Origin of the sequence: Synechococcus sp. N5 (assembly GCF_900473925.1) — a bacterium.
Lineage (GTDB): Bacteria > Cyanobacteriota > Cyanobacteriia > PCC-6307 > Cyanobiaceae > Parasynechococcus.
In genome coordinates, this window is sequence record NZ_UCNI01000006.1 from 249684 (window position 1) to 273895 (window position 24212).

The window sequence follows — 24212 nt, forward strand, 5'->3', positions numbered from 1 at the left end:
GCGGTTCTAATGGATTGATGACTGCCTCCGGATCCACCGCTGCCTACCGCTTCAGTGTGGCCCCGATGCTGGATTGCACCGACCGCCACTTCCGGGTGCTGATGCGGCAGATCAGCCGCAGGGCCCTTCTCTACAGCGAAATGGTGGTGGCCCAGGCGCTGCACCACAGCAAGCGACGCAACAAGCTGCTGGACTTCGATCCTGTGGAGCATCCGATCGCCCTGCAGGTGGGGGGGGACGATCCAGCCCTGCTGGCCGAAGCGGCACGACTGGCGCAGGACTGGGGCTACGACGAGATCAACCTCAATGTGGGTTGTCCCAGCCAGAAGGTGCAGGCCGGAAATTTCGGAGCCTGCCTGATGGCGGAACCGGATCTGGTTGCCCGCTGCGTGGAAGCCATGGTGGACGCAGGGGGACTCCCCGTGACCGTGAAGCATCGGATCGGCATTGACGATCTCGACAGTGATGCGCTGCTGACGAACTTCGTGGATCGGGTGGCGCTGGCAGGAGCCAGCCGCTTCGCTGTTCATGCCCGTAAGGCCTGGCTGGAGGGCCTCGATCCCAAGCAGAACCGGACGATTCCTCCGCTGCAACATGAGCGCGTGGTGGCGCTGAAGCAACGCCGCCCCGACCTGGTGATTGAACTCAACGGGGGGCTGGAATCCCCTGAAGACTGCCTTCAGGCACTGGAAGGGTGCGATGGCGCCATGGTGGGCCGAGCCGCCTACAGCCATCCCCTGCGCTGGACCAGCGTCGATGCCCTCATTTTCGGGGAGGAATCACGCCAGATCCTGGCGTCAGACGTTGTGAACGGGCTGCTTCCCCATGCGGCCGCTCATCTGGAGCGAGGAGGACGAATCTGGGACCTCTGCCGTCACCTGGTGCAACTGGTGGAAGGCGTCCGGGGTGCACGGCACTGGCGCCGGGAGCTGGGGGAGAAAGCCCAGCGCCCCGGGGCCGATCTGGATGTGCTGCTCAATGCCGGGCAGCAGCTCAAGGACGCAGGCCTCTGATCAACGGCTGAGGTCAGCCCTCAGCTCCGCCGTAACCGGAATAGTCATCGCCACCGCCACTGGACGATCCACGGCGACGACGGCTGCGCCCTTCGTCGTAGGCATTGCCCTCACCAGCGTTGTCGCGGGCGCCATAGCTGCGGTCTTCCCAGCCCCGTGCTCCGGAGGAACGATCGCCACCACCACCGCCGTAGCCACCACCACCGCCATAACCGCCGCCGCCACCACCGCGATAGCCACCACCACCGCCATAACCGCCGCCACCACGACGGGGGGCGCTGCCGCGGGGCTCCGCTTTGTTGATCCGCAGAGGACGACCCATCAGTTCGGCACCCTGCAGCCCCTCAATCGCTGCCTCTTCGGTGGACTCATCGGCCATCTCAATGAAGGCAAAACCACGCTTGCGGCCTGTATCCCGCTCGAGGGGCAGCGCGCAGTTGGTCACTTCACCGAACTGGGCAAACAGTTCGATCACATCTTCCTGCTCAGCGCGGAAGGGAAGGTTGCCGACAAAAATGCTCACGTTTTGCGTGGACCGGGTACGAAACAGTGGACCGATAAGGCCTTGAACATTGCCATCGGGCCATGACTCCGGAACGAAGTGACATACCTCTGGCTGATCAAGCGTAGACCCGGTTATGGGTGAGAGTCATCCCACCGGCTGAGTTCCGTTGAAACGCTGTAACCAGCGCTGAAGCTGTTCATCAACACGCTCAAATCCTGTCCCCCCTTCACTGCGACGGGCGGCCACAACAGCGCGAGGAGCCAAGGCGTCGTGCAGATCTGCCTCAAAGGCCGGGTGGAGTTCCTTCCAGGCAATCAGATCAAGGTCCCGCAACAGACATCCCTGCTCGAGACAGCGCCGGACGACCGCACCGACCAATTGATAAGCCTCGCGAAATGGAACACCGCGAGACACCAGATAGTCGGCAACATCCGTTGCATTGGAGAAATCCTGCTCCACCGCTTCATTGAGGCGCTCGACCCTGAAATCAAGGCCTTCCTCAAACAAAATCGCCATCGCCTCAACACAATCACGGGTTGTGCGGAAGGCATCAAACAGTGCCTCCTTGTCTTCCTGAAAATCCTTGTTGTAGGCCAGAGGAAGACCCTTGATCATGGTCAGCAATCCCTGGAGATGTCCGAAGACCCTTCCGGTCTTGCCCCGAACCAACTCAGGCACATCGGGATTCTTCTTCTGGGGCATCAGGCTGCTGCCCGTGGCACAGCGATCGCTGAGCCGCACGAAGCCGAATTCCTCGGACGCCCAGGCGATCACCTCTTCCGCCAGACGGCTGAGGTGCGCCATCACCAAGGAGGCGGCAGCGGAGAACTCAACGCAGAAATCGCGGTCACTGACTGCATCGAGGCTGTTGGCATAAACCGCTGAAAAACCGAGCTCCTTCGCGGTGCGCTGGCGATCAATCGGGACCGGCGTACCCGCCAGGGCGGCAGCGCCAAGCGGGCAGATATTCACGCGTTTCCGCACATCCTGAAGTCGCTCACGGTCGCGCTCCAGCATCTCGACATAGGCGAGCAGGTGATGGGCGAGACAGAGCGGCTGAGCCCGCTGCAGGTGGGTGTACCCAGGAATCATGGTGCGGCGATGGCGATCCGCCTGGGTCAACAACGCCCCCTGCAACCGCTGCAGATCCTGATCCAGGCCATCCAGCCGTCGCCGCAGCCAGAGGCGGAGGTCAGTCCCAACCTGATCGTTGCGGCTGCGTCCGGTATGCAACTTCTTGCCCACGGGACCGAGCAAGGCAATCAGCCGGCGTTCCACGGCGAAATGAACGTCCTCATCTGCCAGGCCGGGCTGGAAACTGCCGGATGCCGCCTCAGCACGAACGGTCTCCAGACCTTCTACCAGCTGCTCAGCCTCCGCTTCCGTGATCACTCCCACGCTGGCGAGCATCCGGGCATGGGCGATCGACCCATCGAGATCCTCCTGAAGAAGGGTCAGGTCAAAACCGATGGAGGCGTTGAACGCCTCGATGAAGGGATGCAGACCCTGCTCAAAACGATCGCTCCAGGTGCCTGCTGCACCACCGGTCACCCCACCAGCCATCAATTCATCCGTCGATTTCCTCAGCTTGTCAGGCGATTGACCGTCCCTGCACACTCGGCAACGTGACCGCCTCCGGAACTTTCAGCACCACAAGCGACGCGTCGTCCTCCAGCTGACGATCCGGACCAACAAAACGGTCCAAGCGTTCAAACAGGCTTTCAAGAATTCCCTGCGCTCCCTGACCACTGCGACAGGCCGTTTCAAGGGCACGAATCAGCCGCGCTTCGTCGAAACGATCGCCCGTGATCCCCGGTGCTTCGGTGACGCCATCGGTGTAGTAGAGCAACACGTCTCCCGGTTCAAGGCGAATCTCGCCAAGGGCGAACTCAGCTTCGGGTTGGAGACCGATCAGCAGCCCAGCCGCATCGAGCCGCATGATCACCCGTCGCTCGGCACGCCAAAGCAGGGGCGGGTTGTGGGCCGCATTGGCATAACGCAGCCGCAGCGTGCGCGGATCCAGGTCGGAATAAAACAGCGTCACAAACCGATGCGACTGCGCCAGGTCTTCCTGCGCCAGCTGGTTGAGGTCGTGAAGAATCCGATCCGGTGGCAGACCGCTGAGAACCTCCGCGCGCAGCATCCCGCGCAGCATCGTCATCAGCAGACCAGCAGGCACGCCCTTGCCCATGACATCACCCATCACCAGGGCCCAGCGACCCCGCTCACGGCGTCGACCGATGAGTTCCGGACGGGTGGGGATGAAGTCGTAGTAGTCACCGCCCACCTGAAATGCAGGCCGACAGCGCGCGGCCAGATCAACCCCCTCGATCACGGGGCAACGGTCCGGCAACAACTGGGCCTGAATCTCTGCACCGATGCTGAGTTGTCGATCCACCCGCTCATGGCGGCGGGCGTCCTGCAGCATCTGATCGTTTTCGATCGCAACGCCAGCAAGATCCGCCACCAACTGAACGTGCCGACGGTGCACCTCGGTCCAGACCATCGAGCCGTTACGGGCGTACACGTAAAGGCGGCCCCGCGTCCGACCACGAGCCGTCACAGAAGTGGCAAACAAAGCCGCTTTGGGAAGGCAGCGTTGCACCAGCCGGTCGAGCGCCAGCAGCTGCTGATCGTCGCTGCCGAAGCCCACGGCAGAGCCAGGTTCAAAGGCTGCCAAACGCCGCAGAAGATCCTGGGACGGCTCAGCTGGAATCCCCTGCAGCTGATCACGCCAGAGGCGACCATCCGACTGAAACGGAACAAGCAAGGTCCCCTCAACACCCACCAGACGCGAGGCCACCACAGGCACAAGCTCAAGAAAGCGCTGGAGGTTGGTGAAACTGCGGAGGGCAAACCCCAGGGAGACCAACAGATCCTGATTGCGGCGCTGTTCGCTGCTGAGGCTGTCAAACAGCTGACGCAACGAACCCATCGCCTCGGGCGAGGGGTTCCCGGTCCGCTGCGCAGAGCTGGGATGACGTCCGGGCGGCTTGCTTCTCAACCTTGCACCCCCAGGGTCCGCAAGGTAGCAACGCTTCAGCGTCCAGCCAGCAGAGCCTCAACGAATTCAAAACTGTTGAAGGGGCGCAAATCGCGAATCCCTTCCCCAGCGCCGATAAAACGAATCGGCAATCCAGCCTCAGACGACACCGCCAGCGCGACGCCACCACGGGCCGTGCCATCGAGTTTGGTGATCACAACGCCGGTAAGACCTGCCGCCTGGGCAAAGGCCATGGCCTGGCGCAGCCCGTTCTGACCCTGACTGGCATCAAGAACCAGCAGGGATTCAACCTTCGCCTCCGGCGCCAAACGGTCGATGATCTTTCTGACTTTTTGGAGTTCCTCCATCAGGTTGTGCTTGGTCTGCAAGCGTCCGGCAGTGTCCACCAACAACAGATCAGACTTGCGCGAGCGAGCGGCACCAATCGCGTCGAAGACAACGGCAGCTGGGTCAGCGTTGCTGCTGGGGTTGGACACCACTGGAACATCACTGCGCTCTCCCCAGACCTCAACCTGCTGGACAGCTGCAGCCCGGAAGGTGTCGGCGGCCGCGATCAGAGCTGAATAGCCGCTGCGAACAGCAAGGTTGGCAAGTTTTCCAAGGGTGGTGGTCTTACCAACCCCATTCACCCCCACCATCAACCAGATGTTGAGGCGATCCCGTTCGGGCGCCAAAAGAGGAACACCACTGGCCTGGATCGGGGCATCCAGCAGGCCACGCAGTTGTTCCTTGAGGAAGCGAATCCCCTCTGCAGGTTCGACCACCTCCTCATTCATCCGCTGTCGCAGGGCATCCAGCACCTGATCGGTGGCCTGGACGCCAGCGTCCGCCCTCAGCAGGAGGGTTTCGAGATCGTCGAGAACCTCCGGCGTCAGCGGGTCGTCACCGAGATTCTCCAGAAGGCTGGTGACAAAGCCCTGACGGGTCTTTTCAAGACCGCGGCGAAGCCGACCCAACCAATCGATTTCCTCGAGAGAAACCTGATCGACGCGACGGCCCTGGGCTGCAAGCACTTCGGCAGACCAGGTGAAATCCTGATCAAAGTCACCCAACTGCGGCTCTTCTGAGTCGGCAGCTGGCGCAGGGGTGGGAGCCGGCGTGGGTGCAGGGGGAGCCTCGAGAGCCCGTTCATCCAGATCCTGCTGACGCTGCTGGCGTTGAGCCGCAGCCTGCTCCAACAGCGACAGTCCAGGGGCTGGTGCTGCAGACGGCGTGGGTAGAGGTGATGGAGACGGCGTTGCTAACGGTGCCGGTCCTGGAGTTGGGGTTGGTGAAGGTGTAGGCGCTGGTTCTGGACTGGGCGCAGGGGTGGGCTGGGGGGTCGCTTCGGCGAAAGAGGCCGCGGCCTGTTGTTGAGCCTTCAGCCGGGCATAGGCCTCACGGGCCCAAACCAGAGCCTCATCCTCTTCCTCACTGGCTGCAGGAGCTGGAGTCGGCTCCGGCGCCGCTGAAACGGGGGCATCAGTCCCATCAGCCATCGGTTCCGGCGTCGGCGCGGGGGTGGGCGTCGGCTCCGGCGTCGGTGACTCCTCAGCCTGTCGTTCGAACCAGTTGAACACCATCAGGCCGATGCTTTCGATTGAGCGTCATGGAAGCGACGCAACACACCATTGATCATCCGGCGACCCTGCTCATCGCTGTAACGGTTGGCCAACTCAACCGCCTCGTTGAACGCCACCGGAGCGGGAGTACGCAGGCTTTCCAGGTCAACGACAGCCAACCGGAGGATGTCTCGATCGATCCGCGGAAGCCGGGTCAGTCTCCAGCCCTCCATCACCTGATCCAACCGTTTGTCGATGCCCTCGCGCTGGGTGAGCACCTTCTGAACCCGCTCCATGGCGCCGCGACGAATCTGCTCCTGGTCGCCAAGCAGCAACAGCCGAGGCAACTCAAGGCTGGCTGACAAGCCATTCAGCACCTGTTCAGCGGAACTCAAAGAGGTGCGCAGATGGGTGCGGACGGTGTCATGGGTTCCTGGTTCTCCCTGCTGTAGCTCGCTGTCCAGCAGGGACTGCTGCGCCTGATCGAGCTCGGCAGCACTGGCATCAAGCGACTCACGCCAGTGCTGGGTGAGGGTGTCGAGGGCCTGGTCCAGGATCGAATCAAGGGCCAGGTCAGCGACTGAGGCTGACTTCTGTTCCGGCACCTGACCAAGCACCAGCAAGGCCAGCTCGCGTGTAAGAGATCGTGTGGCCATGACTCAGCTGGAAGGAGATGCAGAAGCCCGTAACTGGGCCATGAGGCTGGAGAAACTCCGATTCACAGGAGCTTCACGATCATCGGGGTTGACGATGCCGGCCGAAATAATCGTTCGGAAAGCTTCTTCAACGCTGATCTCAAGCTCTCGGACGGATCCAGCTGGAACAAGGGTGTACCAACCGGTGGTGGGATTCGGAGCGGTGGGAATGAAGACACTCAACAGGGGCTCCTTCAGATCGGATTGAAGGGAAGGCCCCACCTCCCCTGTGACAAAACCAACGCTGAACAATCCCTCCCGTGGGTACTCAACGAGAACAACACGACGAAAGCGGGAGGAGTTGTCGCGGAAAAAGGTCTCAAGCAGCTGCTTCAGCGTCTTGTAAACCGATCCAGCCAGGGGAATCCGGCTCAAGGTGCCTTCACCGAACTCCAACAGCCAGCGACCCACGATGTTTCGGGCCATCAGGCCGATCAGAAGGATGCCCATCAGAGGCACCGTGAGACCGAGAGCCAGATTGATCAGATCCTGAAGCAGTGGATTCAGGGTGATGAACGGATTGAACTGCTTCGGTATCGAGGTCAGGAACGCCAGAACAAAGCGACTGACAATCGTTGACAGCCAAATCGTTGTCGCCAGCGGGATGACCACCAGCAACCCTGCAATCAGGTCGTTTTTCAGATCCTGCCGAAGCCTTGCGGACAGCGGCAGATCAGGTCTGGGATTGGACTGGACCAAGGAGCTACTGCGCCCAGCTTTGTGTGAAGTCTGACCAACCTAACCAGCGGTCAGAGCACTGCCGTGAACGCAAGGAGCGCAAAGGCAATCGCAAGAACCACAGCTGTGATGGTTCCACCGATGAACCGCTGCTGGGATTCACGGGCCTGGCCAGCCTCAACGGTCTTGAGCTGGGCCTCCATCTGGGCGATCTGATCGTCCACCATCTTTTGTGCCGCCCGCAGCTTGTCGTCCTCGGTGGCATCGGCAGCGAGTTGACCGGCCTGGGCCAGCTGCTCACCAAGGGAGGTGACTTGCGCTGCATCGGCTCGGAAGGCTCGAGCATCCTTCAGCGCTTCGCGGCCCTGATCCAGATTCCGCTGACGGGCCACGTCACCCGCACCCCAATCCAGGGACATGGGCACGGCAATCACCATGCCGAGGGCCAACAGCGCTGAAAGGACGGCAATCAGCAGACGCAAAGGAGTGCGCTGCTGATGGGGGTGATCCAGCCGTGATCCGATCAGGCAGATCAACAAACCGGCAAATCCCAGAGGAGCAAGGGCCACCAGCGGTCCGGTGACCTGCGGGCGTGGAGCATCCGCACCCCAGTCGACACCGACAAGAACAGCCAGCATCTGCAGGACGAGGATCACCACGAGGGTCAAACCAAGCCAGCGCAGCAAGGGAGCAAGCCGTCCTATCTCAGTGCCGGTCACAGAGAAGATGCTGATAAGCGCCCAACCTTAAGGTCGATGCAAGGGCATGTCACTGATCAACAAACTCGTTTAAGCGAGGCTCTGAAGCGCCGCGCCGCTGAGGAAGGGTTCAATCCCGTTGGCATTGCCAGAATCCCGGGAAGTTCGCGGCTGCAGCTGCGCACCAACGCCCTGCAGCGCTGGTTGGACCATGGTCATCAAGCTGACATGGCCTGGATGGCCGCCCCCCGTCGGCAAGACCCCAGGCTTCTGTTGGACGGAGCCAACAGCGTGCTCGCCGTTGGCCTCAACTATTACGTCGACGCTCAACCCTCCCCAGGCTCCCTCAAAGTCGCACGCTACGGCTGGGGGCGGGACTATCACCGTGTTGTGGATCAAAGGCTGCGACGAATCGGTCGCTGGCTTACGGAACAACGGCCCGACTGCGGCTGGCGCGCCTGTGTTGACTCCACACCGCTGCTGGACAAGGCCTGGGCTGAGGAAGCCGGCCTGGGCTGGATCGGCAAGCACAGCAACCTGATTCACCCCGAACGGGGCTCCTGGATGGTGATCGGCCATCTGCTGACAACGGAGCCCTTGAACGCCGACCCACCAGCCCGCAGCCTCTGTGGACGCTGCACTGCCTGCATCGATGCCTGCCCCACGCATGCGATCCGTGAACCTTTTGTGGTGGATGCAAGGCGTTGCCTGGCCTTTCACACGATCGAAAACCGTGAGGACGACTTACCGGAAAACATTCGCGCCGCCCTTGGACCGTGGGTGGCGGGCTGTGACATCTGCCAGGACGTCTGCCCCTGGAACCACCGAAGCTTGCCCCAAAGCAGTGATCCCGAGGTGCAGCCACGCCCATGGCTACTGAATCTCCAGAAGGAGCAGATCCAGAGCTGGGACGACAGCGTCTGGAACCAAAACCTGCGGGGATCGGCGTTGCGACGGATCAAACCCTGGATGTGGCGTCGCAACGCCGCTGCAGCACAACCGGATCCCACACCTACGCTTTAGCGACTCCACCCTCGCTCCAGTGCTGCGTCGAATTGGCTTGCGTCGAACGCTGGCGGCTGCACTGGTCGTTCTGGGGGGTTGGTTCGGCGCCCCAGCAGCCAACGCCCTGATCCCCTACGTCTATCTGCCCACCGAAACGGAACTCAAGGGCTCATCAATCGGCATCGGTCGGACTGCTGCACAGCTGCTTCAGCTGGGGCAAGCCAAGGACGCAGCACGACTGGCGGCTCTGGCGGTGCGGCTCAACCCCAATGACGAACGGTTCTGGTCGATACTTGCGGAGGCTCAACTGCGCAACAACGACCTCAAGGACGCAAGCCGATCTCTGGCCCGGGCCAAGCAGCTGAATCCTGAAAAAGCCGGCCTGTGGTTCGCCGAAGCAGCGATCGCCCTGCGGGCGGAGCGACCGGACGATGCCGTTCCCTTGATTACCCGCGGACTCCAATTGGATCCGAACAACGCTTCGGCCTATTTCGACCTCGGCAACGCCAGGATCATGCAGGGCGAACTCCCTCTGGCCCTGAAGTCGTTCGAACAAGCCACGGCCCTGAAGCCGGAGTTCTGGGAAGCCCTGAACAACCAGGCCCTGGTGCTTTTTGAGCTGGGCCAGCGGCAGGAAGCCGTGCGGCGTTGGCGCCGGGTGCTGAAGCTGGAGACCAACGCAGAACCGATGCTGGCCCTGGCCGCAGCGCTGCATCAACAGGGTGAGCAGACCGAGGCGATCCAGCTGGCATCCACAGCATTGGCCAAGAACCCCAACTACGTTTTGCCCCTGCATCAAGCCGAACAGCTTTGGGGTGTGCGCATCCGTGAGGCGACGGCAGAATTGCTGAGCGAGCCGCAGCTCACCAACAGCGTGGAACGAGCCCAAGCCAACGCAACGTGGAAGAAAAGCCAGTGATCATCTGTAGGCTGAGCGCCTTCCGGTCGGAGAGCGTTAGACCGAATGGCTGAGGAGCGCGTTGAACCGATCGCCCTGCATCAGGAGATGCAGCGCTCCTACCTCGAATACGCGATGAGCGTGATCGTGGGTCGAGCGTTGCCCGATGCCCGCGATGGTCTCAAACCCGTCCAGCGGCGGATTCTGTACGCAATGCAGGAACTGGGGCTCACCCCAGACCGTCCCTATCGGAAATGCGCGAGGGTTGTCGGTGACGTCCTCGGCAAATACCACCCCCACGGTGATCAGGCCGTTTACGACGCCTTAGTGCGGCTTGTTCAGAGCTTCTCCAGCCGTCATCCACTGCTCGACGGCCATGGCAATTTCGGCTCGGTGGATGACGACCCACCGGCGGCCATGCGGTACACCGAAACCCGCCTGGCGCCGATCTCTCACCAGGCGATGCTGGAGGAGATCGGTGAGGACACGGTTGATTTCGCACCGAACTTCGATGGGTCCCAACAGGAACCCACCGTTCTTCCAGCCCAGCTTCCCTTCCTGCTGCTGAACGGCTGCTCCGGCATCGCCGTTGGCATGGCCACCAGCATTCCCCCGCACAACCTGGGAGAGGTGGTGGATGGCCTGATCGCCCTGATCCGCAAACCGGAGCTGAGTGAGGAAAAACTGCTGGAGCTGATCCCAGGGCCCGACTTCCCCACAGGCGGTGAAGTACTAATCAGCTCAGGCCTGCGGGACACTTACCTGCATGGACGGGGCAGCATCCCGATGCGCGGCGTGGCCCACACCGAAGAGGTGCAACCGGGCAAAGGGCGCCACAAACGCAATGCCGTGGTCGTCACCGAACTGCCTTACCAGCTCAGCAAAGCCGGCTGGATTGAAAAACTGGCGGAGTCCGTCAACGACGGAAAAATCGGCGGAATAGCCGACATCCGCGACGAAAGCGACCGCGAAGGCATGCGTGTGGTGGTGGAGCTGCGTCGCGATGCAGATCCCGAGAAGGTGCTAAAGGATCTGCAACGGCGAACGGCACTGCAGAGCAACTTCGGAGCCATCCTTCTCGCCCTGGTGGATGGACAACCCCAGCAACTGTCGCTGCGCCAACTGCTGCAGACCTTCCTCGATTTCAGGGAACTGACCCTGATCCGACGCACCAGCCATGCCCTGCGCAAGACCGAAGACCGGCTTGAGGTGGTGGAAGGACTGATCACAGCTCTGAACAACCTTCAGGCGGTGATCGCCATGATTCAGGAGGCGAATGACGCCGCCTCAGCCCGCGCCAGCCTAATGGTGCGTCTCGACCTCAGCGAACGGCAGGCGGATGCGGTGTTGGCCATGCCCCTGAGGCGCCTGACCGGACTCGAACAGGAAAGCCTGCGCCAGGAGCTGGATGAGCTTCGAGCGGAACGTCAACGCCTGAAGTTGCTCCTGGACAACCGGGATCAGCTACTGGACGCGATGGTGACAGAACTCAAGGCGTTGAAAAAACGCTTCAGCACCCCGCGGCGAACCCGCCTGGTGGAAGGCGGTGATGCCCTGATGGCCGAGCGGGCAGCCAGCCAACGGCCGAACACTGAACTGCTGCGTCAGCAAGCCCTGGCTGCACTGCCCGGAGATGGTCGGGTGCTGATCCAGGCCGATGGCCAAGTGAAGATCGTCACCCCCCAGGTGCTGGGCCGACTGCACCTCAATGATCCATGCCCCATTGGTGATGCACCATCTCCGGCACGGGTGATCCTGCCGATCGAGCCACCACCACGACTGTTGGCAGTGAGTGCGGGGGGACGCATCGCCCAGGTGCGCTGGGAATTTGCTGGACAGCAGCCCGGCCCGATTGACCGATTCCTGCCCACGGGCCTCGACGGAGACCCCATCGTTTCGCTGCTGTCGCTGCCCAGCCAGAACATCGACGACCTGAGTCTGGGCTTGCTCAGCAGCGATGGACGCTTTAAGCGGCTCCCCCTCAGCGAAGTGGTGGACCTTTCCGGTCGGGCCACCAGCGTTCTCAAGTTGAAAGAGGGAGTCGAACTCAACAATGCAGTGATCTGCCGCGATCAGGGAACACTGGTGCTGGTCAGCGACATCGGTCGCCTGCTGCGACTGCGAGTCAGTGAAGATTCACTTCCGTTGATGGGTCGATTGGCACAGGGACCCATGACCATGCGATTGCTACCCGGGGAACAGATCGTTGGAGCCGTCTGCACGGAACAGGCACCACTGATGCTGATCACCAGGCAGGGAATGATCGGGCGAATCGACTGCTCAGGCCTGCGCTACAACCAACGGGGCGATCTCGGCAGCATGGCGGTGCAGATTGTTGCGGAATCTGATCGTCTGGTGGGCATCAGCACTGGACCCGGTCTTGTAGGTGTGCGCACCAGCAAGGGTCGTCACGGGCGCTTGGATCCGAAAAACATCAACATCTCAAAACCCGGAGATAAACCTACGCAGCAGGCGTCTCTTCAGAAAGGAGAGGCCATTGTTGATGTGATCAACGCCATTCAACCGAATTCATAACCCCCGATCAGGAGCGGCAGTTCTGCTCCAACCACTGGAAATAATCTTCGTCGATTCCACCGGTCACATAGTGACCATCAAAACAAGACATCTCGAGATCCTTGATCTCAGTGTTCTCAACAATGCTTTCCAGCAGATTCTCAACGGTCTGATAGACAACATGATCAGCCCCGAGAACATCTGAGATCTGCTCACTTGTTCGGCCGTGGGCAAGCAGCTCAGCCCGGGTTGGCATGTTGATCCCATAAACATTGGGATAGCGAACCGGTGGAGCAGCCGACGTGAACGTCACCTTGTTGGCACCAGCGCTGCGTGCCATCTGAACAATCTCGCGGGATGTTGTTCCACGAACAATCGAATCGTCGACAATTAGAACATTCTTCCCGGCGAATTCAGTTCCGAGAGCATTGAGCTTCTGCCGCACTGATTTCTTCCTTTCAGCTTGACCCGGCATGATGAAGGTTCGGCCGACATAGCGGTTCTTGTAAAACCCTTCTCGATACTCAAGACCCAATTGCTTGGCCACCTGCATCGCCGAAGGTCTTGCTGAATCAGGAATCGGCATCACAACATCAATATCACCAGCCGGCAATGTTTCAGCAATGGTTTGAGCCAGACGATCACCCATTCGTAAACGCGACTCGTACACCGATATGCCGTTCATAACGGAATCCGGCCGCGCCAAATACACGTACTCAAAAGCACAGGGAATTAAGCAGGGAGACTCAGCACACTGACGCTGGTGCAAGTTCGAATCAGCGTCGATGAACACGGCCTCGCCGGGATCAACATCGCGAACGATCTCGTAGCCACTGTTTTCAATCACCAGCGATTCACTGGCGACAATCCACTCCTCACGACCTTGGTCAGACAACCGCCTACCGAGAATCAGGGGACGAATTCCGTAGGGATCCCGGAAGGCCAGCATTCCGTGGCCCGCAATCAAAGCGATCGCCGCATAGGAGCCCTGAACGCGGTGATGGAGTGACGCCACCGCCTCAAACAACTGATCCGGTGTGAGATCACGTCCTGTGAGCTGAGATTGAATCTCCGTGGCCAACACATTGACCAGCATCTCCGTATCGCTGGTGGAATTGGTGTGACGACGATCAATCTTGAACAGATCCTGCTCAAGCTGAAGGGTGTTGGTGAGATTGCCGTTGTGAACGAAAGTGATGCCATAGGGGGCATTTACATAGAACGGCTGAACTTCCTCTTCTGACGCAGCAGCACCACGAGTGGCATAACGAACGTGGCCAATTCCGGCATTTCCCAGCAGCTTTCGCATGTCTCTTGTGCGAAAGGCTTCACGCACACGTCCCCTTTGTTTGTGCACATGGAAGGTGTGATTGTCCATCGTGACAATCCCTGCCGAGTCCTGACCGCGGTGCTGAAGCAGAAGCAGATTGTCGTAGATCTGTTGGTTGACCGAGTCAACACAGAACATTCCGATAATGCCGCACATGATGAATCCGAAGTCAGAGAGATAAGGAAGAGAAACGACCGTCAGGCAACGCCTGACTCAATCACTCCGAATGCATCCGTCGGGGCAACGCATCACGGAAAACAGCAGCACAGCGTTGCACCTCAAGATCGAGCTGAACAGCCGATTCGGATCGGATCACCAGTCGAGACTCCGCGGTCACGCTGCCCAGCTGGGTGACGCAAAGCGCTGGATTGGATGCGCTCAACTGCTCCCATGCAGGGAGGGATGCTGCATTCACCGACACAATCACCCGGCTGCCGCCTTCGGCGAACAGAACCCGCTCCAGGCGCGCTGAGCCTGTGGACAGGGTCACGCTGATGCCCAGATCAGAGGCGATGCAGGACTCAGCCAACGCCACGGCCAAGCCGCCATCACTGCAATCGTGGGCGGAGGCCAACAAACCTTGAGTAATGGCCTCACGCACCAAATGCCCCACCGCTGCTTCGACGGCAAGATCGGGCTTGGGCGGTCGTCCGGCCAAGGAGCCAAGGGTCTGCTGCTGATAGGCACTGCCGGCCAAACCAAGGCTGGGATCGGCACCATCCTCCGGCGGAACACCGATGAGGAAGATCGCATCGCCGGGCTGTTGCCAGCCCAAGCCAGTCACCCAGCTGATGTCATCCACACCACCAACCATGCCGATCACCGGCGTGGGGTGAATCGGTTGCATCGTGCCGTCATCCTGTTTGGTCTCGTTGTAGAGCGAGACATTGCCGCCAGTGACCGGAGTGTTGAGGGCACGGCAGGCATCGGAGATCCCGCGGCAGGCCATGGCCAGCTGCCAGAAGCCCTTGGGTGTCTCCGGTGAGGGGAAATTGAGGTTGTCGGTCACCGCCAGAGGCTCCGCCCCCACACAACTCAGGTTGCGTGCCGCTTCGGCCACGGCCGCCTGAGCACCGCGTTCGGGATCCAGGGCAACCCAACGGTTGGGGCAGTCCACCGTGGCAGCAACACCACGATTGGATGCGGCCATGGATCCATCGCCTTGCTGAGGTCTCAGACGCACCACGGCGGCATCAGCGGCTCCAGAGGAGACCACCGTGTTGGCCAGCACCTGCTGGTCGTACTGACGGTGAACCCACTGCTTGCTCGCAATGGTGGGGTCATCCAGAAGCTGAAGCAGGGCTGTCGCTGCATCGCTCAGCTCCGGAAGCTCCTGCTCGGTCCAACTCCAGAGCGCCTGAAGGTCGGCCGGGGGCTCCTGCAACAGGGCATGTTTTTCGATTGGGGTGTCATCGGCAAGAGCTGTGGCCGGCACCTCAGCGGCGACAGCACCGTGATGCAACACCCGCACAATCGGTTCCTGGAGCACCTTTCCCACAACCGCCGCCTGCAGGCCCCAGCGACGGAAGCGCTGCATCAAGGCGTCCTCCCGGCCGGCCTTCACAACGAACAACATCCGTTCCTGGGATTCCGACAACAGGAACTCGTAAGCCGTCATCCCGGTTTCACGGGCCGGAACACGGTCCAGATCCAGTTCCACCCCCAGGCCCCCTTTGGCAGCCATTTCCGAACAGCTGCAGGTGAGACCAGCGGCGCCCATGTCCTGAGCGGCCACCACATCACCACTGGCGAAGGCCTCAAGGCAGGCTTCGATCAGCCCTTTCTCCAGAAACGGATCGCCCACTTGAACGGCGGGGCGATCGTCCAAGGAATCGGCACTGAGCTCAGCACTGGCAAAGCTGGCTCCCCCCATGCCGTCCCGACCGGTGGTGCTGCCCACGTACACCACAGGATTGCCGACGCCGATCGCACCGGATTTGACGATCTCCTCGGTCTCCATCAGGCCAAGGGCCATGGCATTCACCAACGGATTGCCGGAATAGGAGGGATCAAAAGCCACCTCGCCACCCACCGTCGGGACACCAACGCAGTTGCCGTAATGGGCAATGCCGGCCACAACGCCTTCCATCAGGCCTACGTTGGCGGGATCCTCAAGAGGGCCGAAGCGCAGAGCGTTCAGCAGCGCGATCGGACGGGCCCCCATCGTGAAGATGTCACGCAGGATGCCGCCCACCCCTGTGGCCGCCCCCTGAAAGGGTTCGACGGCGGAGGGGTGGTTATGGCTTTCGATCTTGAAGGCCAACCGGTGGCCCCCACCGAGATCCACCACACCAGCGTTTTCGCCGGGTCCAACAAGGATGCGTGGTCCCTCCGTGGGGAAACCACTCAGCAGAGGCCGGGAATTGCGATAACAGCAGTGTTCGGACCACATCACCCCGAACATGCCCAGTTCAGCTCGATTCGGCTCGCGGCCGAGACGCCGACAGATCTCATCCCAGTCAGTGGGCTTGAGCCCTTCCTGCTTCAGGGCTGCAGCTATGTCGTACGCAGGGGAGGAAACCACGAATCGCGGAGCACCTCCCCCCAGTGTTGCCGACCGCCCGTCAGACCCAGGGATCTTCGTCCTCGCGACGGCGGCGAGAGGGGGGCTCATCCCAGCTTTCGTCGTCCCAGACCTCAGGTCCCGACACCTCTCTTGGTTCGTCCTCGACGTCGGATCTGAAGCGCACGCTTTCCGATCGCAGCTCATCGATGGGCGAGTCGTCCAACCAACCCTCCAGGCGATCGCTGGCCCGATCACCCATGGAACGCAACTGGTCCCGCCAGTGTTGGGTGCGTTGGAGCAGATCGTGCCGAACGCTGGCGCGGGCCATGGGCAGATCGTCCAATCCCATCAGGCCGGTTTGGATCTGACCCGGTTGTTGATCAAGGATGCGATCGGGAGCCAAACGCCATCGGGAACTCCCCGGCAACCGCGGGTCGCTGCGTGCGATCAGGTAGTGAAGAATCGCGCCATCGGCAGGTCGAAAATCAAGGTCCACAACGCTGCCGATCCGCTCACCGTCACGATCCAGCAAGGCTGCATCCATCAGCGTGGGCAAGCGCTCCAGAGTCACCTGATCGGTGACCGCCGGCTCGCCACGGACAAACACCTGTTGATCGCTCAAACCACAACACTGGTTCAAACGCCAGATATCCCGTGACATGCGCAGGGCTGATGGACGGCTGACCCAGCCCAGAAGACGATGCACCGGCGGATGCATCCAGGCCATGACCCCAGGCCCGTGATCCAGACCCAGATCACAACGAACCGTATGACTCAGAAGATCACTGAGAAGCAGCTGATCCGGTAGCGACACATCAGGAACGAATCTGAACAGGCATCACCAGATAGGTGAAGGCTTCGGACGCTTCCTCGGAACGGAGCACAGCCGGCGTGGTGGGCGCGTTGCAGTGCAGAACAATCCGATCAGAGCCCATGGCTTTCAGGCCATCCAGCAGATAGCGAACATTGAAGGCGATCTGCATGGCGTCACCATCCAAGTTGGAGGGAAGTGATTCAGAGCCACTGCCCACATCCTGCGCATCGGCACTGATCTGAACAACACCGTCCTCGGGCTGACTGCTGAATTTCACAACGTTGTTGTGTTGATCAGCGAGAACAGCAATCCTCTCCAAAGCAGCGATCAGGGCGCGACGGTCCATTCCAAAGGTGCGGGTGAAACCATCGGGGATCAGCTGGCCGTAATTGGGATAGGTGCCTTCCAAGGTGCGGCTGGTGACCATTTGATCGGCCGCAAGAAACACCACCTGACCGCGATCACAGAACAAACTGACCGGTTCATCGGACCGCCAGGACGCCATCAGCCGCTCCACCTCCCGAAGTGAGCGAGATGGAAGAGTCACGGCGAACCCCTCGTCGTCCACCGCATCGGTCACGGCCGCATCCTGCAGGGCATCCTCAACATTCAGTACGGCAAGGCGGTGACCATCAGTGGCAGCCGCTTCCAGAGCCCGCTGGTTGAACTTGAGATGCACGCCGGTGAGCAGTTGCTTCGCTTCATCAGCACTGCTGGCAAACAGGGTGCCTTTGAGCGCCTGCACCAACCGTTCAGGTTGCAGCTTGAGTGTCATGCCGCTCTCCACCATCGGAAGATCGGGATAGTCGTCAGCGCTCATGCCGCGCATCTGATAACTGCCGCTGAGGCTGGTGAGCTGAACCTGCTCACCGGAGTCGTCAACGGCGAGGGTGACCGGAGAATCGCTGGACAACCGGGACACGATCTCTCCCAGCAGCCGGGCCGGCAGTGTGATGGCCCCGCTGGTTTCCACACTGGCGGCGAGGGACGTCTGAATTCCCAGGCTCAGGTCAAAACCGGTCAGGCTGAGGCGGTTGCTGCCGGCATCGGCGGTGAGCAACACATTGGCCAAAACCGGGTGCGTGGGGCGTGTGGCGACTGCACGGCTCACCAATTGCAGAGCGCTATTCAGTTCGGACTGTGAACAGACCACCTTCATCGTCCTGAAGACCTGAGCGCGCTGAGGTGTCCCACGGTTTCACAGGCTGAGGGGAAGTGCAATGGCCAACGGTTCGGGAGCCTCTGTTCGGCTGTTTGGTTCTTATGGATTTAAAAAATAAAAAACAAAAACAGCAGTAGTAGGGCCTGGGGAAAAGGGGGAAAGGAGCTCAGAACCCAGTGCGCTTCACAGTTCTCGATGAGCCAGGGCTGAGGAGAATTTTTCACAGGATGGGGAGTGAGGCTTCGTTTTCCACCTCTTCACAGCGGGTGGAAAACTCGCGCGACAAACCGGTGGATAGTTCTCGGCTGTTTTCCACAGCGTGTTGGGATGGTTTTCGGGTGTCTTCCGCAGCCGCTTTATCGGTTGGTTTTGTCTTACGGCCACAAAAAGCCCCCTGACGGGGGCAGAAGTGCGTTGATGCAAGGCGGTGTGTCAGAAGCCCATCACACTTGCGACGGTGCCCAGATCAGGATTGAGGTCGGTGTGGAAGGCGGCGTCGTTGTTGCTGATGGCGCAGTCGGGATCCTTGAGGCCGTTGCCGGTCAGAACGCAGACCACCGTGGCGCCGGCTGGCACTTCATCTTTGCGCTTGAGCAGGCCTGCCACAGAGGCAGCGCTGGCGGGTTCACAGAAGATTCCCTCCTGGCCGCCAAGCAGCTTGTAGGCCGAGATGATCTCCGCGTCGGTCACATCCAGGAACGCGCCATTGCTGGCTTCGCGAGCTGCCAGGGCCTTGGCTCGGTTGACCGGGTTGCCAATGCGAATGGCGGTGGCGATGGTTTCGGGGTCCGTCACCGTGGTGTTGTTCACCAGAGGGGCGGATCCGCTGGCCTGGAATCCCATCATTCGGGGCAGGCTGCGGCTCATGCCGGCCTGTTGATATTCCTGGAAACCCATCCAATAGGCGGTGATGTTTCCGGCGTTGCCCATGGGAATGCACAGCCAGTCGGGTGCATCACCGAGGGCATCCACGATTTCGAAGGCCGCCGTTTTCTGGCCCTGCAGCCGGTAGGGATTCACCGAGTTCACGAGGGTGACGGGATACTTCTCTGCCGCTTCGCGAACGATGTCGAGGGCGCGGTCGAAGTTGCCGCGGATCGCCAACACCTCAGCGCCGTACACCAACGCCTGAGCCAGTTTTCCCTGGGCGACATAGCCATCCGGGATCAAGACGAAGGCACGCATCCCACCCCGCCTGGCATAGGCCGCAGCCGCAGCACTGGTGTTGCCCGTGCTGGCACAAATTACCGCTTCACAACCGGCTTCCTTGGCTTTGCTGATGGCCATGGTCATGCCCCGGTCCTTGAAGGACCCTGTGGGGTTCAGGCCGTCGTATTTCACGAACACTTTCACGCCCTTGCCGATCTGTTCCGCAACCGATGGCACGGGGATCAGAGGGGTGGCGCCTTCACGCAGGCTGATGATGGGCGTCGCATCGCTGACGGGCAGCCAGCTGCGATAGGCCTCAATCAGTCCAGGCCAGTCCTGCATCACAGGGGTGGCAGTGAAACGCCGACGGAGGTTCTGAAACAGGGACACCGGCTGGGATGGGGGGATTGCCGGAATCTAGGCGGCGTCAGTTCAGGGCTTGGTCAGGGTTGCGCTTCCTTCAATCCGTCCAAGGGGGAGTCGGAGAAAAATTGCACCAGACCGGCGATGGATTCCGCTTTTTCGATCACCCCAAACAAAGCCGGCAAGTTCACTGCCATGACGGCATTGGGATAGGCCTGCAAAAAGTTCACTGCTGTGAGGCCCTTTTTCTTTTGCAAGCCCTGAACTAAACCGGCACGGATCGCCGGAACACTCACTGCAGGTTCAGGTGTGTAGATCGGATAGATGATGCGTGCGGCACGACGCAGGATGGCCTCACCGATCCGTGTGTTGATCAGACGGCTTGTGAGCACCAAGGGAAGGTCGAGGCTTTGATTCAGCAACTGCGAGACCTCTTTCGGGTCTTGTCCGGACAGCACTAACAGATTCTTCAGCAGGCCAACGGCTTCCCCGGTTTCGGCCAAATGCTCAAATTCCTTGACGGGAATGGAGCGGCGGAAGGCACCACTCACCAGGGCGACATCCGTGGCGGCATGCAGAGGTTGCGTGACACTGGTCCAGCTGATTCCAAGCCCCGCCGCCGCGGCCAGCAGAGAGGAACGGGTGAAGGGCTTGGGGAGCATCACGCTGAAGGTGTTGGCCGGAAGTTAGGCCGGAACTCCAGCGGCGACCCGCACCAAGCGGACAACTCCCCGTTCGGCCAGCCCCTGAGCCACCTTGAAGCCCATGCGCCGGGTGTCTGGTTCATTGAGCACCCTTGGCATTCGACGCAGCAGAAGCTCAGGGGTGAATCCCGGCAAGGATTGCAACACCTGGATCAATTCCCGCACCGGCTCTAGTTGCATCAGTGGATCGGAGAGCCCGGGAGGTGTCTGGGCAAGGGCGGAGGGTTGCAGCCGTTTGGGGAGGCGTCGACCCAGGCGTTGCATCGTCGACCAACCCAGAGCATCCAGACGATCAACCGTCGCGGTCACCAGTTGATCCCGAAGTAGTCCTGCCTTGGGTGAGAACAGGAAGTCGAGCAGTTGATCGAGCAAGGCCTCCAGATCCAGCTGGGCCTGGCTTGCAGCACTGGAGACCAGATTTTCCAGACGGGTCCAACGGAACGCCTCCCCGTCGAACAGCATCTCTTTAAGGCTCTGACGCAACTGGGGATCGGGATCCTCCATCAGCCGCCTGGCGAAGTAGGGATAGGCAGCACCGAGGATCTTGAAGTTCGGATCAACACTGAGGGCGATGCCTTCCAGGGTGACCAGTGATCGAATGATCAGGGCGTAGTAAGGCGGCACCCGGAAGGGGAATTTGTACATCACACCGGACATGTCGTCGGTGACCGCTTTGAAATCCATGCGGTTGACGCCGGCTTCCAAGGCCTGGCTGAACACTTTTTCGAAGGCGGGAACAATCGGTTCCAGGTTCACGTCTTCCGCCAGAAACCCTAGGGTGACGAAGTCTTTGGAGAGCTTCCCGAAGTTCCGGTTCACCAGATGAACCACGGCCTGAATCAAGCCGGTGCGTGACTCGCGGCTCACTTCGCTCATCATCCCGAAGTCGAGATAACAGAGGCGACCGTCCTCCAGAGCCAGGAGATTGCCGGGGTGGGGATCGGCATGGAAGAACCCATGCTCCAGCAATTGTTGAAGGCTGCAGTTCACGCCCACTTCCACCATGTCGTCCGGGTCCACACCGAGCTCGCGAACCGCATCAAGGTTGGTGAGCTTGACGCCGTCGATCCACTCCATCGTCAGCACCCGGCGACTGGTGGCGTTGCGATAAATCGTCGGAACAGCGATGCGAGGGTTGTGTTGATGCAGCTCAGCGAAGGTCTCAGCGTTCGAGGCCTCGTTGAGGTAATCCATCTCTTCGAACACCCGTCGCCCCAGTTCATCGATCAGGGCGACGAGGTCACTGCGGATCAATCCGATGTTGCTGTTCAACCAGGCGGCGATGTTGCGCACGATGTACAGATCCAGGGTGATCTGTTCGCGCAGCCCCGGGCGCTGCACCTTCACCGCCACCCTTGCGCCACCCTTGAGGGTTCCCTTGTGCACCTGACCCAAGGAGGCGGCTGAGATCGGTTCCCGGTCCAGCTGCTCGAAAATGTCATCCACCGGTGCGCCGAGGTCTTCCTCGATGCAGGCCATGGCCAGGCCGCTGTCGAAGCCCGGCAGTTGGTCCTGGAGCTGGGCCAGTTCTTCCAGCAGCAGCGGGGGGACGATGTCCGGTCGGGTGGAGAGCGCCTGGCCGGCCTTGATGAAGGCAGGGCCGAGATCCACAAGAAGTTCAGCGCATTCGCGAGCTCGAGCCCGGGCCCGTTCCTCATCCTTCAGTAACTGGAAGATCCAGTCGAAGGCGACGCCCAGCAGCAACAGGCCGATGGGTACGAGGGTTTGCCAGAGCCGGCGGATCAGCCGCTGGGGATGGCCGGCATAAATACGTGTGATGGCGGCGGGGTCGTACTCGAGCAACCCAGCGGCTTCGATGAAATCCCCGAGCTCCTGCGCCATCAATTCATCGGGATGTCCGACACCCCTTCTAAACGAACCGAGCTGCCGCTACGGTCGGCATCATCACAGGGCTGGACGTGCTCACCGGTCTGCTGCTGCAGAACATCGCTCTGATTGAGAGTCTTGAACTGGAGTTCGGCTCGGGTTTCACGGTGCTCACCGGTGAGACCGGCGCTGGTAAATCGATCCTTCTCGATGCCCTCGATGCGGTGCTGGGTGGAGCGCAGGGTTCCAGCGGCGTTCGTCTGCTGCGGACGGGTTCGGATCGCGCCAGGATCGAGGCTGCGTTTCAACTCAACCCAGCCCTGGAGCAGTGGTTGATTGCGGCGGAGTTTGATCCCGAAGAGGAGCTTCTGATCAGCCGGGAATGGAAACGGCAGGAGGGTGATCGTTATTCCAGTCGCTGTCGGCTGAATGGCAGCACGGTGAATCGTCAGCAGTTGCTTGAGCTGAGGCCGCTGTTGATTGATCTCACGGTTCAGGGACAGACCCAGCTGTTGTCGCGGGCGGGGCAGCAACGGCTCTGGCTTGACCGTCTCGGTGGATCGGCATTGGCTGAGCTCAAAGTTCAGGTGGCTGATGCCTGGACCGAATGGCGCCAGGCTGCAGATGCCTTGACGGCACTTGAGCAGGAGCAGCAGCGCTCTGAACAGGAGCAGGCTGAACAGGAAGAGCAGCTGGAGCAGCTGCAAGCTGCCGATCTCGACGACCCCGACGAGCAGCAGCGGCTGGAACAGGACCAGGATCGCCTCGTCCATGGCGTGAGGCTGCTGGAGGGTTTGGCCTTGCTGTTTGGGCGTCTCCGCGACGGTGTGGATCAGGCGCCTTCCCTGCAGGAACATTTCGCGGCGTGCATCCAGGAGCTGCAGGCCATGGCGCAGCTGGATGGTTCGCTTGAGCCCCTGCGTGATCAGGCGCTGGATCTCGAAGCAGGTGTGGACGGTTTGTTGCGCTCCCTGGATCAATACGGCCTGGCGCTGGAGAGCGATCCAGACCAGCTGGAGCGGATTCAGGAGCGTCTGTCGGTTTTAAAACGGCTGCAGCGCCGTTATGGCCTTGATCTGGCCGGTTTGATTCAGCGGCGTGACGAGCTGCTGCATCGTTTGGGATCGGAAGGCTTCGCGGCGGATCTCGCCCGCCTGCAACAGGCCGAGACCGTCCGTCGCCAGACGCGTGATCAGGCCAATGCGGCCCTGCGTCGCGAGCGGTTTAAGGCGGCGGAGGCCTTAGGAGCCTCGTTGCTGAAGCTGTTGCCACCCATGGGCCTGGCCAACGTGCGCTTCAAGGTGGATCTCACCCCCTGTGATCCGGCTGAGCATGGGGCGGACGCTGTTCAATTCCTGTTCTCCGCCAATCCCGGCCAACCGATGGCACCGCTAACGGAGGTGGCCTCCGGCGGTGAGATGTCCCGTTTTCTGCTCGCGCTCAAGACCACCCTTGCCTCTGTGGATGGCTCCAGCACGCTGTTGTTCGATGAGATTGATGCCGGCGTCAGCGGACGCGTCAGTGGAGCGATGGCCGATCTGCTTCAGACCCTGGCCCGTCAGCGTCAGGTGTTCTGCGTCACCCACCAACCGCTCGTGGCGGCAGTGGCCGATCACCATTTCCGGGTGAGTAAGCATGTGGAAGACGGCACCACCCATTCGCGAGTGTCCCGACTGCGGGACACTCAGGAACGCCGCCAGGAGCTGGCAGCCCTCGCTGGTGGTGATCAGGCTGATGCCTATGCAGCAAGCCTGCTGGACCAGCGAACAGCTTGAAGGCTTCGGTTCTTCCTAAGCTCTTGAGCTT

The 24212-nt window shown here is 60.9% G+C and carries 19 protein-coding genes; 5 read left to right on the forward strand and 14 right to left on the reverse strand.

Annotated elements, in window-relative coordinates:
• Positions 1-17: 17 nt before the first annotated feature.
• Positions 18-1013: a tRNA dihydrouridine(20/20a) synthase DusA gene (gene dusA / locus DXY03_RS06715; RefSeq protein WP_115009719.1), complete on the forward strand. Its 996-nt coding sequence runs from the start codon at positions 18-20 to the stop codon at positions 1011-1013.
• Between the two features lie 13 nt (positions 1014-1026).
• On the opposite strand, the gene DXY03_RS06720 is transcribed toward dusA, so the two are convergent.
• The 7 genes from DXY03_RS06720 to DXY03_RS06750 all read right to left on the reverse strand — a co-directional run bounded on the left by DXY03_RS06720 (position 1027) and on the right by DXY03_RS06750 (position 8155).
• Entirely contained in the window at positions 1027-1536 is a 510-nt protein-coding gene (locus DXY03_RS06720; RefSeq protein WP_115009720.1) for an RNA-binding protein, read from the reverse strand.
• A 126-nt stretch (positions 1537-1662) separates the two neighbouring features.
• The gene (argH, locus tag DXY03_RS06725; RefSeq protein ID WP_115009721.1) at positions 1663-3081 is read right to left on the reverse strand and encodes an argininosuccinate lyase; all 1419 of its coding nucleotides are present in this window, start codon (positions 3079-3081) and stop codon (positions 1663-1665) included.
• Between the two features lie 28 nt (positions 3082-3109).
• Positions 3110-4522, reverse strand: coding sequence for a PP2C family protein-serine/threonine phosphatase (locus DXY03_RS06730; protein ID WP_115009722.1), 1413 nt, complete (start codon positions 4520-4522; stop codon positions 3110-3112).
• Positions 4523-4557: 35 nt separating this feature from the next.
• Positions 4558-6084 carry a signal recognition particle-docking protein FtsY gene (gene ftsY, locus DXY03_RS06735; protein WP_115009723.1) on the reverse strand — a complete coding sequence of 509 codons (1527 nt, stop codon included), beginning with the start codon at positions 6082-6084 and terminating at the stop codon, positions 4558-4560.
• Complete coding sequence (nusB, locus tag DXY03_RS06740; protein WP_115009724.1) at positions 6084-6719, reverse strand: transcription antitermination factor NusB; 636 nt, start codon at positions 6717-6719, stop codon at positions 6084-6086. Before nusB ends, ftsY begins: the two co-directional genes overlap by 1 nt.
• Positions 6720-6722: 3 nt before the next feature.
• Positions 6723-7457, reverse strand: a complete 735-nt coding sequence (locus DXY03_RS06745) for a DUF502 domain-containing protein (protein WP_006849770.1) — start codon at positions 7455-7457, stop codon at positions 6723-6725.
• A 50-nt stretch (positions 7458-7507) separates the two neighbouring features.
• Positions 7508-8155 carry an HpsJ family protein gene (locus tag DXY03_RS06750; protein WP_115009725.1) on the reverse strand — a complete coding sequence of 216 codons (648 nt, stop codon included), beginning with the start codon at positions 8153-8155 and terminating at the stop codon, positions 7508-7510.
• Between the two features lie 36 nt (positions 8156-8191).
• Between DXY03_RS06750 and queG the strand changes: the two genes are divergently transcribed.
• From queG to DXY03_RS06765, 3 genes are read left to right on the forward strand one after another with little or no spacing between them, the layout of a single operon-like run.
• Entirely contained in the window at positions 8192-9157 is a 966-nt protein-coding gene (gene queG, locus DXY03_RS06755; protein WP_115009726.1) for a tRNA epoxyqueuosine(34) reductase QueG, read from the forward strand.
• 37 nt (positions 9158-9194) lie between these two features.
• A complete protein-coding gene (locus DXY03_RS06760) occupies positions 9195-10058 on the forward strand; it encodes a tetratricopeptide repeat protein (protein WP_244272342.1) in 864 nt (287 codons plus the stop codon).
• 45 nt (positions 10059-10103) lie between these two features.
• A complete protein-coding gene (locus DXY03_RS06765) occupies positions 10104-12572 on the forward strand; it encodes a DNA topoisomerase (ATP-hydrolyzing) subunit A (protein WP_115009728.1) in 2469 nt (822 codons plus the stop codon).
• Positions 12573-12579: 7 nt separating this feature from the next.
• Here DXY03_RS06765 and purF read toward each other — a convergent pair whose 3' ends face one another.
• The 7 genes from purF to DXY03_RS06800 form a co-directional block, all read right to left on the reverse strand.
• Complete coding sequence (gene purF, locus DXY03_RS06770) at positions 12580-14037, reverse strand: amidophosphoribosyltransferase (protein WP_115009729.1); 1458 nt, start codon at positions 14035-14037, stop codon at positions 12580-12582.
• A 61-nt stretch (positions 14038-14098) separates the two neighbouring features.
• Positions 14099-16405, reverse strand: coding sequence for a phosphoribosylformylglycinamidine synthase subunit PurL (gene purL, locus DXY03_RS06775; RefSeq protein WP_115009730.1), 2307 nt, complete (start codon positions 16403-16405; stop codon positions 14099-14101).
• Positions 16406-16445: 40 nt separating this feature from the next.
• A complete protein-coding gene (locus DXY03_RS06780; protein WP_115009731.1) occupies positions 16446-17201 on the reverse strand; it encodes an RNA methyltransferase in 756 nt (251 codons plus the stop codon).
• Position 17202: 1 nt separating this feature from the next.
• Positions 17203-18360, reverse strand: a complete 1158-nt coding sequence (gene dnaN, locus DXY03_RS06785) for a DNA polymerase III subunit beta (RefSeq protein WP_115009732.1) — start codon at positions 18358-18360, stop codon at positions 17203-17205.
• Between the two features lie 435 nt (positions 18361-18795).
• A complete protein-coding gene (gene thrC / locus DXY03_RS06790) occupies positions 18796-19854 on the reverse strand; it encodes a threonine synthase (RefSeq protein WP_115009979.1) in 1059 nt (352 codons plus the stop codon).
• 101 nt (positions 19855-19955) lie between these two features.
• Positions 19956-20537 (reverse strand): alpha/beta hydrolase, encoded by a 582-nt coding sequence (locus DXY03_RS06795; protein ID WP_115009733.1) that lies wholly within the window; start codon positions 20535-20537, stop codon positions 19956-19958.
• Positions 20538-20561: 24 nt separating this feature from the next.
• A complete protein-coding gene (locus DXY03_RS06800; protein WP_115009734.1) occupies positions 20562-22421 on the reverse strand; it encodes an AarF/ABC1/UbiB kinase family protein in 1860 nt (619 codons plus the stop codon).
• 77 nt (positions 22422-22498) lie between these two features.
• Between DXY03_RS06800 and recN the strand changes: the two genes are divergently transcribed.
• Positions 22499-24181, forward strand: a complete 1683-nt coding sequence (recN, locus tag DXY03_RS06805; protein WP_115009735.1) for a DNA repair protein RecN — start codon at positions 22499-22501, stop codon at positions 24179-24181.
• Positions 24182-24212: the final 31 nt, after the last annotated feature.

What these genes read in the sequence shown, in the direction of transcription:
- dusA (WP_115009719.1), top strand. Translation starts at nt 18, where the DNA reads ATGACTGCCTCCGGATCCACCGCTGCCTACCGCTTCAGTGTGGCCCCG.
- DXY03_RS06795 (WP_115009733.1), bottom strand. Translation starts at nt 20,537, where the DNA reads ATGCTCCCCAAGCCCTTCACCCGTTCCTCTCTGCTGGCCGCGGCGGCG.
- nusB (WP_115009724.1), bottom strand. Translation starts at nt 6,719, where the DNA reads ATGGCCACACGATCTCTTACACGCGAGCTGGCCTTGCTGGTGCTTGGT.
- dnaN (WP_115009732.1), bottom strand. Translation starts at nt 18,360, where the DNA reads ATGAAGGTGGTCTGTTCACAGTCCGAACTGAATAGCGCTCTGCAATTG.
- DXY03_RS06765 (WP_115009728.1), top strand. Translation starts at nt 10,104, where the DNA reads ATGGCTGAGGAGCGCGTTGAACCGATCGCCCTGCATCAGGAGATGCAG.
- ftsY (WP_115009723.1), bottom strand. Translation starts at nt 6,084, where the DNA reads ATGGTGTTCAACTGGTTCGAACGACAGGCTGAGGAGTCACCGACGCCG.
- thrC (WP_115009979.1), bottom strand. Translation starts at nt 19,854, where the DNA reads ATGCAGGACTGGCCTGGACTGATTGAGGCCTATCGCAGCTGGCTGCCC.
- queG (WP_115009726.1), top strand. Translation starts at nt 8,192, where the DNA reads ATGCAAGGGCATGTCACTGATCAACAAACTCGTTTAAGCGAGGCTCTG.
- purF (WP_115009729.1), bottom strand. Translation starts at nt 14,037, where the DNA reads ATGTGCGGCATTATCGGAATGTTCTGTGTTGACTCGGTCAACCAACAG.
- argH (WP_115009721.1), bottom strand. Translation starts at nt 3,081, where the DNA reads ATGGCTGGTGGGGTGACCGGTGGTGCAGCAGGCACCTGGAGCGATCGT.
- DXY03_RS06800 (WP_115009734.1), bottom strand. Translation starts at nt 22,421, where the DNA reads ATGGCGCAGGAGCTCGGGGATTTCATCGAAGCCGCTGGGTTGCTCGAG.